This is a genomic window from Deinococcus sp. QL22 (assembly GCF_023370075.1).
Taxonomy (GTDB): Bacteria; Deinococcota; Deinococci; order Deinococcales; family Deinococcaceae; genus Deinococcus.
The window spans coordinates 39,152-57,027 of sequence record NZ_CP097156.1; the positions used below are offsets into that span (position 1 = coordinate 39,152).

The 17,876-nt window shown below is 62.8% G+C and carries 10 protein-coding genes; all 10 read right to left on the reverse strand.

Annotated elements, in window-relative coordinates; translation table 11 throughout:
• Position 1: 1 nt before the first annotated feature.
• Positions 2-718 (reverse strand): M23 family metallopeptidase, encoded by a 717-nt coding sequence (locus M1R55_RS29135; protein ID WP_249396614.1) that lies wholly within the window; start codon positions 716-718, stop codon positions 2-4.
• A complete protein-coding gene (locus M1R55_RS29140; RefSeq protein WP_249396615.1) occupies positions 715-1,209 on the reverse strand; it encodes a hypothetical protein in 495 nt (164 codons plus the stop codon). Before M1R55_RS29140 ends, M1R55_RS29135 begins: the two co-directional genes overlap by 4 nt.
• Positions 1,206-1,574, reverse strand: a complete 369-nt coding sequence (locus M1R55_RS29145; RefSeq protein WP_249396616.1) for a hypothetical protein — start codon at positions 1,572-1,574, stop codon at positions 1,206-1,208. Before M1R55_RS29145 ends, M1R55_RS29140 begins: the two co-directional genes overlap by 4 nt.
• Positions 1,544-1,906 (reverse strand): hypothetical protein, encoded by a 363-nt coding sequence (locus M1R55_RS29150; protein WP_249396617.1) that lies wholly within the window; start codon positions 1,904-1,906, stop codon positions 1,544-1,546. The genes M1R55_RS29145 and M1R55_RS29150 overlap by 31 nt, the downstream gene beginning before the upstream one ends.
• A 133-nt stretch (positions 1,907-2,039) precedes the next feature.
• A complete protein-coding gene (locus tag M1R55_RS29155; RefSeq protein ID WP_249396618.1) occupies positions 2,040-4,229 on the reverse strand; it encodes a hypothetical protein in 2,190 nt (729 codons plus the stop codon).
• 5 nt (positions 4,230-4,234) lie between these two features.
• Positions 4,235-4,708, reverse strand: a complete 474-nt coding sequence (locus M1R55_RS29160; RefSeq protein ID WP_249396619.1) for a hypothetical protein — start codon at positions 4,706-4,708, stop codon at positions 4,235-4,237.
• Between the two features lie 66 nt (positions 4,709-4,774).
• Entirely contained in the window at positions 4,775-6,787 is a 2,013-nt protein-coding gene (locus M1R55_RS29165) for a hypothetical protein (RefSeq protein WP_249396620.1), read from the reverse strand.
• Positions 6,771-7,382: a hypothetical protein gene (locus tag M1R55_RS29170; RefSeq protein WP_249396621.1), complete on the reverse strand. Its 612-nt coding sequence runs from the start codon at positions 7,380-7,382 to the stop codon at positions 6,771-6,773. Before M1R55_RS29170 ends, M1R55_RS29165 begins: the two co-directional genes overlap by 17 nt.
• Before the next feature lie 8 nt (positions 7,383-7,390).
• Positions 7,391-9,115 (reverse strand): hypothetical protein, encoded by a 1,725-nt coding sequence (locus tag M1R55_RS29175; RefSeq protein ID WP_249396622.1) that lies wholly within the window; start codon positions 9,113-9,115, stop codon positions 7,391-7,393.
• Positions 9,116-9,125: 10 nt separating this feature from the next.
• Entirely contained in the window at positions 9,126-17,876 is an 8,751-nt protein-coding gene (locus M1R55_RS29180) for a phage tail tape measure protein (protein ID WP_249396623.1), read from the reverse strand.

Sequence of the window (17,876 nt, forward strand, 5' to 3'; positions counted from 1 at the left end):
GTCAGTGAATGACGCCGGGGGGCAGGGCGGGAACGACCAGCGTCGGCTCCCGGCTGTTCAGGTACACGCGCACGGTCTCGGTGCGGGCGTCGATGCTCATGTCGTGTTCGGGACGCTGCACCAGTTGCCCGGTAATTTCTACGTCGTTGACCAGCACGCGGGTCGTTGGTGCCCCTCGCAGGGCCTGCAGCGAGGCCAGCGTGCGCTTGGCGCCACGGGCGTACAGCCAATGCTCGGGCGGATGGTAGTGCTCGCGGACAAACGCCTCGCAGGCCTGACGGTTCTTGATGTGCGCGCTCGGCCAGTGGCTCGGGGCCAGCACCACGCCCGCTTTCTTGACGTAGAAATGCAGGTGCGCGGCCATGTTGAGCTTTGCGCCTTTGCCAATCTGCCCGATCAGGTCGCCGCCGCTGACACGTTGGCCCAGCGTGACGTGAATGTCCCGCAGGTGCCAGTAGCCGGAAATGCTGCCGTCCTCGTGTTTGATTTCAACAATGCCGCCGATGTACCCGTCCCACATCACGGCCACCACCACGCCTGAATCCACGCCGTGTACCGGGTCACCCAGATCGGTATTACCGCCAGTGACGGCATTGAGGTCGATTGCAGGGTGAACGGAGCCCTCTGCCCGGTAATAGGCTGCGTCCAGGAAAGCGCAGCCGGTCTGCACGGTGTAGCGGGTGGTCGGCGTATCGAGCGTGGGCCAAAATGCGGTCATGCGTCTCCCTTCTGAAAGCAACTGGCCGCAATGACGAAGGGCACGCGGTAGGCCGAGGCGTCCGAGTTGAAGGCGGTGGCCGCGCCGCGCACCTCATACAGGCCTACGGGCAAGGTCTTGGGCAATTGGTAGCGAATTGTCCGGGTGACCCCTTGACCGCGTTCTTCTTCCGTCCAGACGAAAAACTTGGGGGCCACTTCTGGCACCAGCGTGCGCTGTTCGGAGACGTTCCAGAGCGTGCGCACCACCACCAGCAGGGTAGGCACCCGGTCGACGATCAGCTGGGGCCGGAACTCCACGACGTCGCCGGGACAGATGTCGCCGCGGGTCGGCAGGTACACCTCCTCGGTGAAGGTAAACGGCGGTGGGCGGAACACTTGGCGGTAGGTCTGAATGACGAGCAGGCTGCCGAGAATCAGCAAGCACGCCATCACGCCCCACACCACGCCCCGTGCCCAGCGCTGGACACTGCGAACTTCTAAACCGGTCATTTGCCTCCTCCAAACACGCCTGAAAGCAGCCCGATGACGGCGAGTAAGCCTGCCAACGTGCCGCCCCCCAGCCACTTGACGACCGTGGTGATGCCGCGCAGGTAAGCCTGTTGGGTGTTATTGGCGCTTTCAAGTTTGTCGATCCGGTCGGCCAAGCTTTCGGTTTCCGTGTTCAGCTCATCGGCCACGCTGCGGATGGCCTGCCGCAGGGAGGGGGTGCCCGCGTCCACGTCGCCCTGAACGGTTCGTTCGAGTTTTTGCACCGAGGTTTTCATGCCGTCGAGCCCCGCCCGGACTTCCACCAAGAGGGCGGTTTGGGTATCGCCGCCCCCGGTCATGGCTGTCCCACGCGGATGGGGAGCCACGCGCCGAATTGGCCGGTCTGCAAGTCCCACACCTTGGGATCGAAGACTTCCCAGCGCCACGTGAACAGCGTCGAGAGTTCCTTGACAGGGATGGTGCTGCTGGTCTTGGTGACGACCCACGCGCCGATTTGGGGCTTGATGGGCTGGTAGCGTGCGCCTGCGGCCCGGGTGTTGAGCGTACTGGACTTGCGTACCCGGAAGACGGTGGCCGGGGAGCACGTCCGAGCAACCTGCAGCAGAGGGGTGTACGTGACGCCGCGCGTGGCTTGCGGGATCAGGCTGATGCCACACGCGGGGGCCGCGAGGACAAGGGCAAGGGTCAGGATGTGCATGGGCCTCCAATCGGCATGGAAAACCGCCCAGCAGCCGGAAGCGTGGGCGGGTGAAGAGGTACGGGAATCAGGCTACAGAGAACGCACTGGCCGGACTGATCTGGGGGGCTACGGTTGCCGAGCTCGTCTCCGGTCAGTCGTACACCACCTCCGGCGTGCCGTAGTTCGGCCCCATTTGAATGCCTGCGTTGTGGCACCACAGCAGGAACTGGTGGTGCGCCGCCCGCTCCTCTGCCGCCGTCGCGAGGCGGTTCTCGCACGTGTTTCCGAACGTCAACGCCTTCGTCGTCCACTCTTCCCCGAAGCCCTGCGGCTGCGTGTTCAGGTTCGTGGGCTTGATGGTATGAACGTTGCTGATGCCCAGGCTGTGCGACACGGCTTTGCCCTCGACCGTGAAGCCCGCGTCCCCACTCATGTACACGCCGATGCGCGGGTCGCCCGTGAGCGGCGTCCCGTCCCGCAGCTTGCCCGTAAAAATCACCTTGCCCCGGTTCAACTGGTGATTGTTCCCGTGCTGCGCACCCAGCTGCGTGCCGGGGCCGACCAACCAGAAGTCCTCGATGAGCGTAAACGCGCCCGTGTTCGCGTACCGCGTCAGGTGCTTTTCATCGGCAGGCAACCCGCCCGTCATGCTCTGGTACGGGAAACTGTAGTCGCCCGCTGGCTTGGGCGCGCCGGGAATGTAACTGCCCGTCGGCTGCCGCTGGCCGCCCATGTTGAACGGCATCCCCGGCTGCCACCGCTGGCCCGTGTTGCTGATGCCGTTGCCAGGGTTCCCGAACGTAAAGTACCCGCGCAGCTTGACGCGCACGTCGAGGCTTTCACCACCGATCAGGTAGAAGTTGAACTGGTCTTCCATCAGGCTTTTCATGTGCGTCGAGTACACGAAGATGCCCGCCCAGTCCAGCCCGCCAAAAAACTGCCCCGGCAGGTTTTCGTCCGCGTTGTTGTTGCCGTTTAGATTGAGGAGCTGGGCGAAATCATGGCCGATGGGCATGGTGTACCCGTCCGTATCGTTCGGGTTGCTCTGCCCTCGCGTGGAGCTCTCCTTGTGCTTGCTAACAATCGTGTCGTTCGACAAATCTCCGCCCACCCCGTTGCTGCGCTTACGCGCCAGGTCCCAGTAGATGTTCCCGTATCCGGTCGTGACCGCCCCGCCCTCAGCGGCTTTCTTCCCGCGCCACTGTCCCAGCGACGTGCCGCCCATCGCCCGCACGAGGTTTCGGCGCTCGGAGTGCGTGGAACCGTAGTCACCGACAAAAAACTGTCCCACAGCGTAATTCTTGGTGGTTGGAACTTTGCCGTAGGCGTAGTTGTCTTCGAGCACGACGTTCGCGTTGCCGTTGGTGCTACAGAAGTTGCCACTGGTGCGCCCCTTGTTCTTCCGGATTCTGACCTTGTTTTTTGTGTTGACCCGGATGCAGTCCACCCGCTCGCCGGTGTCGAAGACGTAGCCCTCAAAGACCGTCTCAGCACCCGCCACCGTGTTGCTATCGTCGATCACCAGTTGAGTCGTACGAGGATTGGCCGAGAATGCCGATTGGGTGCCGGACAGGGTCACGTGCGCCACCTCGGTGCCGTTGGCCAGGACGGCCAGCACGCGGTAGGAAATCGCTTCGCCCTCCCAGGCCCACAGGTTGCGGAAGGTCAGCCCCGTCTGCGGCACAGCAGTCAGGCGCGTCCAGCCCCACTCAGGCACACCAAGTTCGTGGTTGCGCTCGATGTGGTAGCCCTGTACGCCTGTTTCGTAAGCAGCGGGCCACTGGAGGTCAGCGCCTTGAGCGGAGAACGTGATGCGGGCCGAGATGGTCGGAGCCACGGGGACGGGGAGCGGAAGGCTCCGGGCCTCCACAAACCGCAACTGAGTCTGGGACTCCACCACGCCGCACGGCACAAAGGCGCGGGTTTCATTCGGCGCGAGGGAGGCAGGCCGCGCTCCGCGTGGATAGAAGATCAGGTTTGAGGTGCCCCCGGTGTCACCGAGCGCCACCAGCTTCCCCACGTCTGCAGCCGCAAAATCTCCTGGAGCGATGCCGCCGGGGACGTACACCTCGGTCGCGGAGTAGCGGTAGTACAAGGGTGCGCCACCCTCCAGCTCGGCCTTCATCGTGTTGGCAGCGTCGATCAGCACGCTGGGATTGCCCGGAGAGGGGATGCAGATGTTCCCAACTGTGCCGCCTGTTTTGCCGGTGAGGAGCAGGGGATGCGGCCCAGGCTCGCCTTTGTCTCCTTTCAGGCTGAAGGAGGGCAATGGTGTGCCCGGTTCAGGCGGCATCTGCAAGGTGCTGAGGGCCTGCGCTTCAGCCGGCGTGATGACGGTCACGGCCACTAGGGCACCTCTGGGGGGTGAATCGAGCGCGGATCGGGCGGGGCCTCGCAGCGAGACGGACGGAGATCGATCCACCCCAACGCCTTGAGGGACTGCCCACACGCCGCAAGGTAAGCCAGCGCGTAGGTCTGCGCGAACCCCTCGAACGGGTTGTCGAAATACGGGCCGAGATCCGGGCGGGAAAACCCGAGGATCAGGTAGCGCCCCGCCAGGCAGTGCCCCGCCTCATGCGCAGCCACCATCGGAATCTGGTCACGGGAGAGGGACGGGTCGATGTCCACCACGCAGGATTTGCCGCCCGGTGCACTGATGGCGTAGCCGCCGAGGTTGCCGCCCAGTCCACCCGGACTGACCCAACGCCAAGTGATCTGGGTATCCAGCACGGTCGTCGTCCACTGCGCGTTGTCGCGGGGTGGCACGGTCACAGAGCAGGCGCTCAAGAGCAGCGCCAGAAAGAACAGCAATCGTTTCATAGGCCTCCTTCAGGCCAAGAAAAACCGCCCAGCAGCCGAACGCGTGGGCGGTGTGAAGGGGGCGGCTCAGCCTCGTCTACGGGTGGCTTTGACCGCCCAGTTGCCTGCGGGCAGGCTGACTTCAACCCCACTCGGATTGAACAGGGTCAACACGCCGTTGCCGTTGCTGCTCAGATCAGGGTCTACGATCACACCTTTCGTGTAATACGGTTTGGCGACCTCCAGAAAATCACCCACAATAGCTCCCGGAATCGGGAACTCATGCTGTGCCAGTCCACCCGGAGGGATGATTGGAGGGTCATACGCGAAAACGACCTCAGCCGATGCCACGAGCGGTTGTCCATCAGTATCGTTATTTGGGGGCGCAGTCCCTGATTTGCCGTATAACAAGCCCGTCGCCACATTGCTCCACATGAAGCCGCGCTCTCCTAGATTCAGCGGCTCATCCCACGTTGCCCGAAGCTCTAACGCCTCATCGATGACTGCGCCAATTCCCAAGCCACCGCTGCTGCCGTTGGTAAACAGGCGGGTTGACCAGCGCCCGCCTTCCACATGCCGCACGAACCGCACGCCGCGCCGATTGGCCGGTACCGGGTCATCCCAGAGCGGATTGAGTCTCGGCGCAGGCACAATGTCCAAGCGCAAAAACAGTTGTCGGCCCGGATCGCGGAACTCGCAGACATGGGTGTTGGCAGTGGAACACTCCACCGCCACGTCCCAGTTCTGGGTATAGACCGTACCTGAATCCGGCAACAGAATATTTTTGTTGCCTTCCATGTTCCCGCGAATCCAGTTGTGTTCGGACACGTTGCCAGGCTGCGAACAGTCAATGCAGTAATCGTTGTTCGTCCACACGCCACCAATGTCGTTGCGATTGGCCGCGCCCCGGAGCTGCACAGCCGCGTAACAGCTGGCGAACGTGGTATTGCGAACCACGTTGTAATACGACTGCTCATCGTTGCCCACGCCGTTCACCTCGGCGTAAGCACCGTCGTTGAAGCGCAGACCCTGCGTAAAGTTGGCAATTTCGCAGCCTTCGACCCGGAAGCCGTGCCCTTTGATTCGGATGCCTTTCAATCCGTTCAGATTGACGGGCTGGCCTACGCCTGCGGGGGGTTTGCCGTTGGTCAGGGTCACGCCCAAGAGTGCCCCGCCAAAACTGGCCGCGTTTGCATGGCGGTTGACGTACCACACGCACTCCTCAGGCCCTTGCCCCGTCAAGTACGTAATGCCTGCACCCACACCCTGCACTTCTTGACCGATGTACTGGGCGACGGCTTCGCTCAGCACAAACGCACCGGGGGGAATCAAGATCAGGCACGGCTTTTTAAGGGCCACATCTCTGAGCAGGTAATTCAAGGTGGGGCCAATATCTGCGCCGTTGGCGAACTTCCAGGCCCGCAGGTCGAACACCCGGCCATCGGTGATGCGCTTGGCATGTTTGCCGCCCGCCAGGGGGAGGAAGAGCCCGCCTCTGCCCGCGTGGGGCGGCACCACACCGTTTTCCACCGTGTAAGGCGCCCCCTCAATCAGCAGGGTGGTGGTCGTGGCGGGCGGCGTGTAGGTGGCGGCTACCTCGCGGGTGAGCTGAGTGCCCTGCACGCTGAGGACGCTGGCTGCGGCGTTGAACTCAGCCGCTTGTACCTGGGCCGCTGTCGCGCTGGGCGCTCCGATGGCCGTCCACGCCCCTGCCAGCGTGTGCGGTGTCCACACGAGCTGCTGGGTGCCGCCGTCTGCCGTGAGTTTCAGGCCCCCGATTCCGTTGGGGTTGGCGTCCAGTTCAGCCTGAGTTGGCGCGACCGGGTTCACGGTGGACGTGCTTCTGAACTTGGGCAGGGTGGTGGCAGCGAGCTGGGCGGCCGTAATGGCGGCCTGCACCCCCTGAGTCTGCATATAGAGGTTGGCGAGGGCTGGGGCGGCCGCATTCAGCACTTGCTGCGGTACGCTGGCAATGACGCCAGTCAATTGGACGCTTTTTTGCTCTGCGCCCGTAATGGCCGTTTCACCCCGTTGAATCAGGGTGTCCATGGTGCCAGCATCCCGCTCAGTCAGTACCCGGGGTCTAGATGGATTCGTCATAGGTCAGCTCCAAGGGATAGAAGGTGAGGCCGGTGTAGGGCAGGGTCGTCACCACAGACGTACCCACGATGCCGCCCAGGTATTCCACGTCGTAGTAGCTGTCGCCCTCGCCCACTACCCGCAACATGCCCAGGGGGTAGAGGCCGAGGTCATTCTCGAAGGGATAGCGGCGGGGGCGGCGGTCGTCGGGACTCAGGTACCAGAGCGGATCGCGCAGGTTCAGTGTGGCCCGCAGCACGGCGAACTCCGAACGGTCGAACGACGCCACCCCCAGCACCTGCCGGAAACGTGCGCCGCAGTACCAGCGCTCGGCCCGCTCCAGCACGCCTTCCCAAAACTCTTTGCGGCGGGTGATGAGGGCAGAATTCAGTCCACCCGTATCCCACGGGGCCTGCACCGGATTGATGGGTTTCGAGAGAGGAATCTCGATCTCCATCGTCAGGGCTTTACTCGTGCCTGCCCCCGTCTGGAATGCCCGGCCACTGCCGCGCGTCTGGGCCAGGGTGCGGTTGAATTCCAACGTACCGTCCTTGTGCCCTGCTGGGTACGGCACCAACCAGGGGCGGCCATCGCGGGTGCCGATGATGATCTGCATATCTTCTCCTAGTTGCTGTTCATGCTGGCCTGCACGGCGGCGCGGTTGGCCTGCCGTTCCAGCACGGCGGCAAAAGCCAGTTCATCGGCTTCATCGGCCTGAGCGACCTGCACTTCCGTCCATTGCTGGCCCCCTTCGTCGATGGTGTAGCGGTAGAGGTCGGCCCGCCGCGCTTCGGTACGGCCCTGCTCGGTGCCGTCTGAGTTCCGGTAGATGCAGGTCACCCAAGCGCGCGGCTCCACGTTCCAGCCCGGTACTCGGATGTTCTCCGGATCTTGAACAGGCAAGTGAGCGAGGCGCTGCACTGCTTTCTTGACCGCCGGTTCGTTGAGAAACAGCGCCCCCAGCGTGGTCAAATGCACCGGCCCCGTACCCGTGCGGGCGATCCGCACGGCCACTCGGCTGGTCAAGGAAGCGTCCCAGTGCTCGGTGATCCACTGACGCACCTCGTCCGGAAACAGCAGCAGTCCGCCGTCGTCCGGGGGTGGGCAACGCACGTCGAGCACCTGATCGAAAATGAAACCCGTGATGATGCCGCCCACCGCGTGAGCCGCCACCCCCCAGGGCACTGGACTGGGCGCGTAGGTGGCCTCAATCTCGAAAGTGCCGCCCTGGGCAGGCAGTGCGCCTGAAGTTGGCTCCGGCGTTTGCACCGAAACAGCCGTGGTGATGCTGGCGTCATTCAGGATGTCGACGCCGCCGTCTACCAGCGCAGGTGCCCAGACGGTAACCCCCCGAAGAACGACGCTGGCCGAGCTGGTGGCAATGGCCCGGCCTGTGGAGGTGTAGCCGCTGCCCGGTGTCCAGCGGGCAGCCACGGAGGTGCAGGGAGCGCGGGTGAAGTAGGACGCGAGTGGCTTCAAAGGTTCGCGGCGGCTGGAGTAACCGTACACCGCTGGATCAGCCACCTGAATGAGTGCCGTGGTCTGCACCCCCTCCTGATCGGCCAACAGGCTTTCACCGAACACGGCATACGGCCCGCGTCCCGGCTTCGTCCAGGTGGCGCGAACATGGGTGCGAAGTTTCGCGCTGGATCCCGCCTTGCCGTTCATCAATACGCCGTCCTGCTCATCAAATACGTGCAGTCCCTCAGCAGGCCCCCAGATCGGCAGGCGCTGGGCATTCACGCCGTAGTCGCCCAGCCCCGGCGAGCCGTCTTCGAGGTCACCCGTCAGCCATTTCTCGGCAATCTCCATGACCGACTCATAGCGCGGCAGGATGCGGGCACGCTGGCTACCCGTGCCCAATGCGGGCAGGGGCGGACGCCGCAGCGCCTCCCCCACCTGCCCGGAGTCGATCAGGTCGTTCATCAACTGCGCGAACTGTTGATTGGGCGCGGCCTGTGCGATGGGCAAGCGGGCCTCCACCCGGTCTAACCGTTGCCGCAGGCCGTTAAGCACGTAACCGTGCGGTTCCGGATCTCGGCGGGGCGCCACCGTGTCGGCGTACCCGGCCCAGCGGGAGCGCCAGGTCAGGCCGCCGTCCTCACTCCAGAAGATGTCCACTACGTCCTCATAGCCAATGTTCAGTTGGTCGCCCACGCCCCCAAAGGTGGCCTGTCGGCAATCGCCATTGGGCCGGACTTCGAGGGATGGGCCATCGGTGAGGTTGAGGGCCTGTTGGCCCGGTTGCAGCCCCAAGATGCCGTCCAGCACCAACTCGTGCTTGAACACGCCCGCATGGGTCTGAACGACAAGTTTGTAGAGGGGCGGATGGTCGTTCGGGTTGGTCATGGGTCACCTCCTAGAACAGGTAGCCAGTGCGGGCGCGGGCACGGGTGGCGGGGGGCGCTTGTTGCGTGATCAGCACTTCGGCGGTGAGGCCGCTGCGCTGCAGGTTGGACACAGTGCCGTCCAGTTTCTCGATGACCCGCGACAGGGCCGCCGTGTTCTGGGCCTGCGCTTGGGCGTCAGTCGAACGCAGAGCCACCTGCACGGATTGAGGCAGTTCCAATTGCTGGGCGGCATTTCCACCAAGTCCAGCAGACGCGCTCGTGGCGTCGCTGCCAAACACGCCGAGTTGCTGCGCGGTCGGCACCAGCACGCCCTGGTAGAACTGCGCCAGTTCGTTGTTGCCGGTCACGATGGCCGCTTGCAAGTCAGCCGCCGCCTTCACGTCGTCTGTGGGGTCAGCCGTTTTCCGCGCCGCGATGTACTGGTCGAGGAACGGTTGAATCAGATCTTTCATGATCGCGCCCTGGAGGAAGCCATCGATCAATCCCTGCAGGATGTTTTGGGCCAGCGACTTTTTCAGATCGATGCCCAGCTCACCAAACGAGGTCTTGCCAGCTTTGATGCCATCCAGCATGCCGCCGCTGATGGCGTCGTAAATGGCGTCACCCAAGGTGCGGGCGATGTCCACGGATTCCTGATCAATGACCGACTTCTTGAAGCCCAGGAAACCCCAGAACCCGCCCCGGCTTTCGACCTTGGCGTACTTCGAGAGGTCAAAGAATTTGATTCCTTTGGTGGCCTCTTCGATTTCGGCTTTGGCCTTTGCCATCGACTTCTTGCCACCCTGGAAGATGTCCAGGATGGTGGAGACCACGGTGGCGACTCCAGCGATGATGGCCCCGATCCAATCGCCCTTGGCGAGCGCCGAGAGGGTGCCCTGCACGCCAGAGACGAAGGTGGAGATGACCTGATCGGTCTCCTCGTTTCCCGTTTTGAAAACCTCGCCTAGGCCCCCGACCAGCGCCTCAGCTCCGGCGAGAATGGCCTTCCTCCCGCTCTTGGCTCCACCAGCCCCGAAATACGCCGCGAGGCCATCCAGACCCGCCGTGACGGTCTTCTGGAAGGTACCGTTCTTACCGACGATCCCCGACAGGTTTTTCAGTCGGTTGACCAGGGGAGTGTTGGCCTGCGCCGTGCCGATCTTGCCTTCGAGATCATTGATCCGTTGCAGGGCTGCCAAATAAGCAGGGGCATCATTTTTCAATCCTTCCAGACGAGCCCGCCAGTAGGCCAGGGAAGCATTCAGACCCGCGATATAGGCCGGACTTCCATCTTTGCCTTCCGCTTCCGCCAGTGCATACCGCACTTCAAGTAGGGCTTGCGAAGCCTCCTGCTCTTGATCGGCCAACTTCTCCGGAGTGATCGCTTTGATTTTCCCTTCCAGATCAGTGACCTGTTGTAAGGCCGCGAGATACTCCGGACTCTTTTTGTCGAGCCCGACCAGGCGGGCCTTCCAGTAAGCCAAAGATGCATTCAAGCCTTCCCGGTAGGCTGGACTCCCATCTGTCCCGGCCTGCTGAGCCCGAGCATATTCGGCTTCATCCAAGGCTTGTGAAGCAAGCTGATTCTGATCTGCAGTTTTCTCCGGACTGACTGCCAGCAACTTGCCTTCCAACTCAGTGACCTTTTGCAGCGCAGCCAGATATTCTGGGCTATCGGTCTTGAGCCCATCTTTGCGTGCTCGCCAATAGGCCAGTGAGGTATTGAGCCCTGCTCGATATGCAACGCTGCCATCTGTCCCGGCCTGCTGTGCACGGGCGTATTCTGCCTCCGCCAGCGCAAGGCGAGCTTCTTCAGTTTTGTCGGCTTCAGCCTGCGTGAAAGCAGCAGCAGCTTTGGTGCCAGCCTCTTTGGCCTTGCCGGTGATCTGGGCGATAAACCCGTCGTAGAGGACGATGTTGGCAAGCAGTCCATCGCGGGTGAGGCGTTCATCCGGAGTGAGCTGGTCATCGGAGAGGCCCTCGAACTGACGAGCGGCGTCCTCTGTCTTCTTCAGGAAGCCCTGATAGGTCTCCAGGAGCCCGTTGTATTTCGCCTCCGCCGTCGCACGGGCGTCGTCAGCGTCTTCGTCTTTGCCTATGCCGTTCAGGTCACGGGCGAAGGTGCCGGGCAGCGCAGCATCCACCACGCCCAGGTCAGCGGTCTGCCTCCGAGCGGTGCGTCCTGCAGCCCCGATCTTGGCAATAGCCGCGTCCACGTCGGCCATGGCAGCCTTCCCGACTGTCCCCTGTGCGGTGTACACCTCGCGCCAGAATTCCAGGGTCTGGACGGCCAGTTGCCGCTGGGATTCGTTCATCTCGGACAGGCCTTCCAGCTCGCGGTCAATCCGCTCCTGTCCAACCTTGACTAGGTCGTCGCTGGTCGCTTTGGCGGCAGCGAGGACTGCCTGCCCCACATCGCGCTTGGTGCTCAGCTCGTAATCGCGCACGGCGTCGGTGCCGCGCCGCTCAATCGCTCCTAGATTGGAGGTGTGCTCGGCGAGCAGCTTGGCGGCCACCGTCTGGAGAGTGCCGTTTTGCCGTGCTGCCTCCACTGCATCGCTGTAGCGGTCGTTCTCGGCCTGTGTTTCAATCTCACGACTGGCGGCCACTTCTTTCTGTTTCTGCGCAACCAGCAAGGGCTGGAAGCGCTTGCGGATCTCCAGCACCTGCGCCTGGGTCAGGCCCTCAGCAGAGAGTTCCTCCGCCTGTCGGGCTTCCAGATCGGCGGTCTGGCGGGCCAGCAGGTCGAGTGCGTTCTTCCGGATGGTGTCGCGGGTGGCCCGGTCTGCGGAGAGCAGGGCCGCGTCGAGGGCGTTCTTGGCGTTCAACTCGGCAGCGCTGCGATCGCTGGCGTTTTTGGCTGTAACGATGCCGAGACGGGTGTCGATGTCGGCCAGAGCTTTGTCCTGTGCCGCCGCGAGTTCAAGCCGCTGTTGACGGCTCAATCCTTCGAGTTCACCCAGCTTCTTGTACTTCTCGTTGACCTGCCGGATTTCTTCGTCGGCTTCGACGCGGGCACGGGCGTCTCGCGCGGTCTGAATCTTCTCGCCGAAATCCAGTTCAAGCTGATAGAGGGTGGCCAGGTTGCCCTTGGCTTGGGCCTGAGCATTCCCCAGTTGGCCTTCAAGCGTCTCACTGCCAGTACGGGCGGCAGCCACCGCATTCTCCGCCTGCAGTTGGCCGAGCTGTACCCCAGTCAGGGTCTTGCGTTTGGCGATCTCTGCATCAAGCAGCGCCAGCTTCTTCGGATCGCCCCCATTGGCAATCACACGGGCTCGGGCGGCCGTCAGTTCGGCATACGCCCACTTCTCTACGGCTTCGCGCAGCTTGTCGATCTCGCTGCGGTAGTTGGCAATCCCCTGGCCCTGCGTGCCAAGGGTGCCACTTTGGGTGAGCAGGGCCTTGATGGTGGCCTGCAAGGTGGCGGGCAGTTCAGATGCCTTGGCCCTTAAGTCTTCGAGCGCTTGCTTGTAGCGCAGCACGCTGTCTGCCGTGACGGTTCCGGCCTTCACCTGCTGGGCAAAGCGTTCGTTGAGTTGCCGCAGGTCACGTTCTAGCGCCTGTACCGCTTTCTGACGGGCTGTACTTTGGGTGAGTTCCTCTCTGGTCGCCGCTTTGGCTTCCTGGACGGTGCGGTCGCGGTCGATCTGGGCCGCCCGAATCGCGTTTTGAGAGGTGGTCGTCGCGGTGCCCAGTGCACCCGCTTGCAGCGCTGGAGCCAGCGCCCGCGCGGCTGCATCGTCGATCTTTTTCTGAGCAACAGCAATTTGCTTTTTGGCCGCCAGTTCGGCATCGGCTTGCCGCCGGATGATGACCTCACGCTGGGCCGCCGTACCAGCAAAACGCTGGAGTTCTTGCTCGTTGAGTTGCTCGATGCGCTCCAAAGTGAGGCGGGCCTGTGCTACCTGCCCTTCACGCACCTGCGCGTCGAACTGGTCGCGCTCTGCCTTCAGGGCGTCGTTCCCCTCGCGCACCACACGAAGACGGGTGGTCTCAATCTCGCGCTGGGCATTCTCGAACGTCGTCTTCGAACGGGTGAGGGCGGCGGCCTGTTGACCGGCAGGCAAGGCCTTGGCAGCCGCGTCGTCGAGTTTCTTCTGTGCCTCAGCCAGTTTCAGCTTGGCGGCTGCTTCGACGCCCGCCTGACGGGTGACAATCTTGATCCGCTCTTCAGCGGTGCCCTTGAAGCGAACCAACTCGCGTTCGTTCAGCCCCGCGATCCGGTCGAGGGTCAGTCGGGCGTCGGCCACCCGGCCTTCCCGCAGTTGAGCCTCGAACTGGTCACGCTCTGCCTTCAGGGCGTCGTTCCCCTCGCGCACCACGCGAAGACGGGTGTTTTCGATCTCGCGCTGGGCATTCTCGAAAGTTTTCTTTGAGCGGGCCAGGGCCGCCGCCTGCTCTCCTGCCGGAAGGGCACGGGCCGCCGCGTCGTCGCTCTTCTTCTGGGCCTGGGCGACCTTCAGTGCGGCGGACGCTTCCGCCCCCGCTTGCCGGGCCACGATCTTGATGCGCTGTTCCGCCGTGCCCTTGAAACGGATCAGTTCACGCTCATTCAGTCCCGTAATCCGGTCGAGCGTGAGGCGGGCATCGGCCACCCGGCCTTCCCGCAACTGCTGATCAAGCTTGCTCTGCTCTTCCTGGATGGTCTTGCCCGATTCTTTGATGGCCCGCAGGCGGTCGGTTTCGATTTCGCGCAGGCTGTTGGCGTAGTCGGTTTGGGCCTGATCCAGCCCGGCCTGACGGTTGGCGGGGGCCAGCCCACGGGCTTCGGTTTGGTCAATCTTGAGTTGCGCGGCAGCAATCTTTTTCTCTGCCCCCGCAATCGCATTCGCTCCGTCGCGGGCAATCTTGGCGCGGGCGGTGACATCGTCTCCAGCGTTGACGAGAGCGCGGGTCTGAATGGTTTTGAGCCGTTCCAAGGACGAGCGGGCCGCAGCCACCTGCCCCTGGGCGGCCTCACGGGCCACTGACGCCTGCTCATCCGAGGCTTTTTTGGCGAGGGCCTTGGCCTCTTTGGCGAGGCGCTCGCGCTCTTTCAGGGCCTGACGCTCAAAGTCCAGTACCTTGGCGGCCACCGGATTGTTCTTGGTGAACGCGGCAATTTCCCGTCCTGCCGCAGCGGAGGCCGCCCCCTGTCCCTTGGTGCGGGCTTCCAGGGCGGCGAGTTCCTTGGCGCGCTTCTGAAATTTGGCGTACTCGGCGGCCGTGACCTCAGCGGCCTTGACGGAGCTGGCCGAACCGTCCTTGTTCGTCTGGGTGATGGTTTTCCAAACGTTGGCGTGGGCTTTTTTGAAGGCGGCGATGTCGGTGTTGACCTTGGTGAGCCACACCTTGTTGCCCGACTTCAAGGCCAGTTGCTGCTGGTTGTACAGGCTCTGGGCTTGTTTGTTCAGTTTCTCGATTTGGGTATTGGCGGCGGCTGTTGCTGCAGCATTCCCTGCCGCTGTTCCCGCCTGGCCGCCTTTTGCCGCACCCGCAAGGTCGTCGGCCCGGACAAAGCCCGTGACTTTACCCAGCTGGTTCACCCCGACATTACCCACCGGATTGCCTGTGGCCTTGTTGCTGACGCGGTTGTTGCCCCGCACCAGGCCGTCCCCGATATAGATGCCCACATGCCCGTCGCCACCATCTTCGTAGAACACGGTATCGCCGGGTTTCAGGTCACTGACACCCGTATACCCGCGCAGCAACCCCGCTTTGCGGGCATTGTTGGCTGCGTCGTTGGCGTTGACGCGCCCATCGCTGTTGCTGTCACTGAAGATGCGGTTGATGTACCCGGCGATCTCCGGTTGTGCTTGGCCCAGCGTGAGGCGCACCCATTTGGAGCAGAAGTTCACGACGGCGTCGGCCTGCTGGTTGCCTGTTTTGATCAGGGTCTGCTGGGCCACCGCCAATCCGAAATCGCTGGCTGGCCCAGTCCGCACTTGACCAGGCTGGAGAGGCCCCTGACCCGGCAATGTGTTGGGGTTGCGAATGCGGTTGCGCTCTTTGGCGGCTTCCAGTTCTGCTTTGGCTGCCGCCAGACGTGTTTCTGCGGCTTTGACCGCTTCGGGATCGACAGTGAAATACCTTTCCCCAGTGAAAAAATTAGAACCAGAAAAGTTGCCTTTTTGCGCCTGTGTTAAACCGTCCAACGCAAGCAAATGGCGTGCCTGAGCATCTGCCAATTCGGTTCCCACTGCGTTAAGCTCTGCGACCCTCGCTAGCATAGTGCCGCTGCTCTGAGCGGCTAACTGATCAGTGGCATCGTAGATTTTCTGGATGTCATTAAAAATATTATTGGCGTAGACCGCGATGCCTGCGGCAACAGTGGCAATAAGACCGATAGGGTTGGAGGCGACGAACGCTGCGAGCGACGCGCCTACGGCTGCTATAAGCGCAGGCAAAGCTGTCAAAACGCCAGCTAATGTACCCCAAGCCGCGGTTGTGGCTGTGGCAATGACACTGCCTTTAAAGGCAATCAGGGCCACTCCCGCAGGAATTAAATAACCTCGCAGCTCTTCAAGAGCAGGGCCTGTCTTGCCAAGCCAATCCACAAGTCCAGTGAGGGCGACGACCACCGCTTCCGCAGCGGGGGCCAGCTCTGCGCCCAAACTTTGCTTGAGCAGCAAAATTTTGTTGGATAGCTCCGCCTGCGCCGCCACTAAGCTGTCAGTGCGCTCTTTAGCAGCAAGGTCGGCAAGCCCAGTCTGGGTTACCGCCGCACTGCGTTCGTCGAGCAGACGTGTGCCCTGAGCATTAGCGCCGTTGTAAGCATCGAGCAGGGTGGTCGCGGTGCGAATCCCGTCGCTACCGTAGATTGTTTCGAGCGTGGCGAGGCGCTGCTTGTCGGTATAGCCTTCCAGCCCTTCCGCGAGCTGCTGTGTGATCTCGCGCAAGCTTTTCATCTTGCCTGCCGAATCGAAGGCAGAGAACCCGATTTTATCCATCGCAGCCTGGGCAGGCTGGGAGTTAGACGTAAACGCCGCCGTAAACGCTTTGAAGCTAGTGCCTGCGTCCGACGCCCCGATCAGGCGGTCGCGCATCAGGCTCATCACGGTGGTGAATTCAGTGATGTCGATGCCTGCGGTTCGAGCGGCGCTACCGCCTGCTGCGATAGCTAGGCGAAAATCGTCGAGCCGCAATGCAGAAACGTTGCTGGCCGCTGCCAGCAAATCCGGCACTTTGGCCGCGGCTGCCCCTTCCAGCCCGAAGGCCCGCATAGAGCCGACCAGAATTTCGGAAGACACGGTGAGGTCTTTAACGCCCGATGCAGCAGCAAGCTTGGCCGCCGTTTGCAGGCCACCGCTGATGATCTCAGAGGTACTCAGGCCACGAGAGCCGAGTTCTTCAATCGCAGCAGCGGCTTGGTTGGAGTTAAAGCCCAGCTTGGTCAGCGAGGGATCTTGCGCCAGTCCCGCCAGCTCTTTGCCAAGTGCCTTGCCCTCTTCTCCGAACAGCCCCAGCGTTGCTTTCGCGTTCTGAATGCCGTTCTCAAAGGTGCCGAACGCCCCGACCGAGGCCACGCCCGCAGCGGTAAAGGCCACCACTCCAGCCGTCACGCCCGCAATCGCCAAACCGACTGGCCCAGCAGCGGCCAGAATGCCTCCCAGACCGCCCGCAAACCCGGTGGCCTGCGCGGCAGCGGCCCCTAGGCTCCCGCCTGCCTGAGCCGCAAACTGGGGCAGGGAGCGCAGGGCATTAAGAATGCCGCCCGATAAACCCAGAGGCGTGAAGATGCCCTGCAAGGCTCCCCGCTGAGAAGCGAGTTGCTGAGTCGCCTGAGCCAAAGCACGCATCTGCTTCTCGCTGACGTTGCTGCGCTGCCCCACCGCCTGGATGCGCTGTTCGAGCGCCCGCATAGAAGCTTCGTAGGACTGCAAAGCAGCGCGTTTGGCCGTAAAGCTACCTGCCGCGACGGTGGCACGCTCAAATTCAGCACGGGCAGCAGCCATATCCGTCCGAATCTTCGTGATGGACGTGGAGTTGATGTTACGAGCTGCTGTGGACAGCCCACCCATGACCCGTTCCAGGTTGCGAGCTTCGGTACTGCCTGCGCGTAAACCCGTGGCGAGCGAAGCCCCAGCCGTGCGGATGCGCTCCATTTCGCGCAAGTAGGTACGCAGACCAATCGCGCCCCGCTCGTATTGCGACTGCGCTACCCCTAGCTCACGTCCTAGCTGCTGAATGCCCGCGCCCGCCGAAGTGCCGACCCGCCCCAAAGCCTGCGCGACCGTGCCGGATGCCGCCCGCAAAGCATCCAATTTCCGTTGCTGATCCGCTGTGAGCACCCCGAGGCTCCGCAGCGAGACGATTTCAGCGTCAATCTGCGCTTTCAGGGCGCGGGTGGCCGTTTCAAACTGAGCAGTGGAGAGAATGTTGTTCCGCAAGTCACCTTGCAGGGCCTTGAGCTGGGCGGCATACGGATTGAGGTTCGCTCCACCGCCACCCCCGCCGCCCCCAGCGGGTGGCCCGTTAGGAGGCCGCGTGTTGCGGATTTCCGCCAAGACGCGCTTCAGCTCAGCGACAACCGCCTGAAACTGAGTAATCATGGCTGTTCCGCCAGAGAGGATGGCCCCAAAACCCGCCGTGTTGATGTTGAACAAGCCCGACACCGTGGTGCCGAGACTGGTCAGCAGAGTGCGAATCTGCGCGATCCGGGTAGCCGCGTCTGCCGAGTCGATGGCGATCTTGACTGTCTTTTCGCCCTTCAGGCCGGACAGGGCGGCGTTCAGCTCAGCCTTGGTGGGGGCCTTGAGCTTGACGGTGGCTTCCAGCTTGAGGCCGGTCAGCCCGGCCAA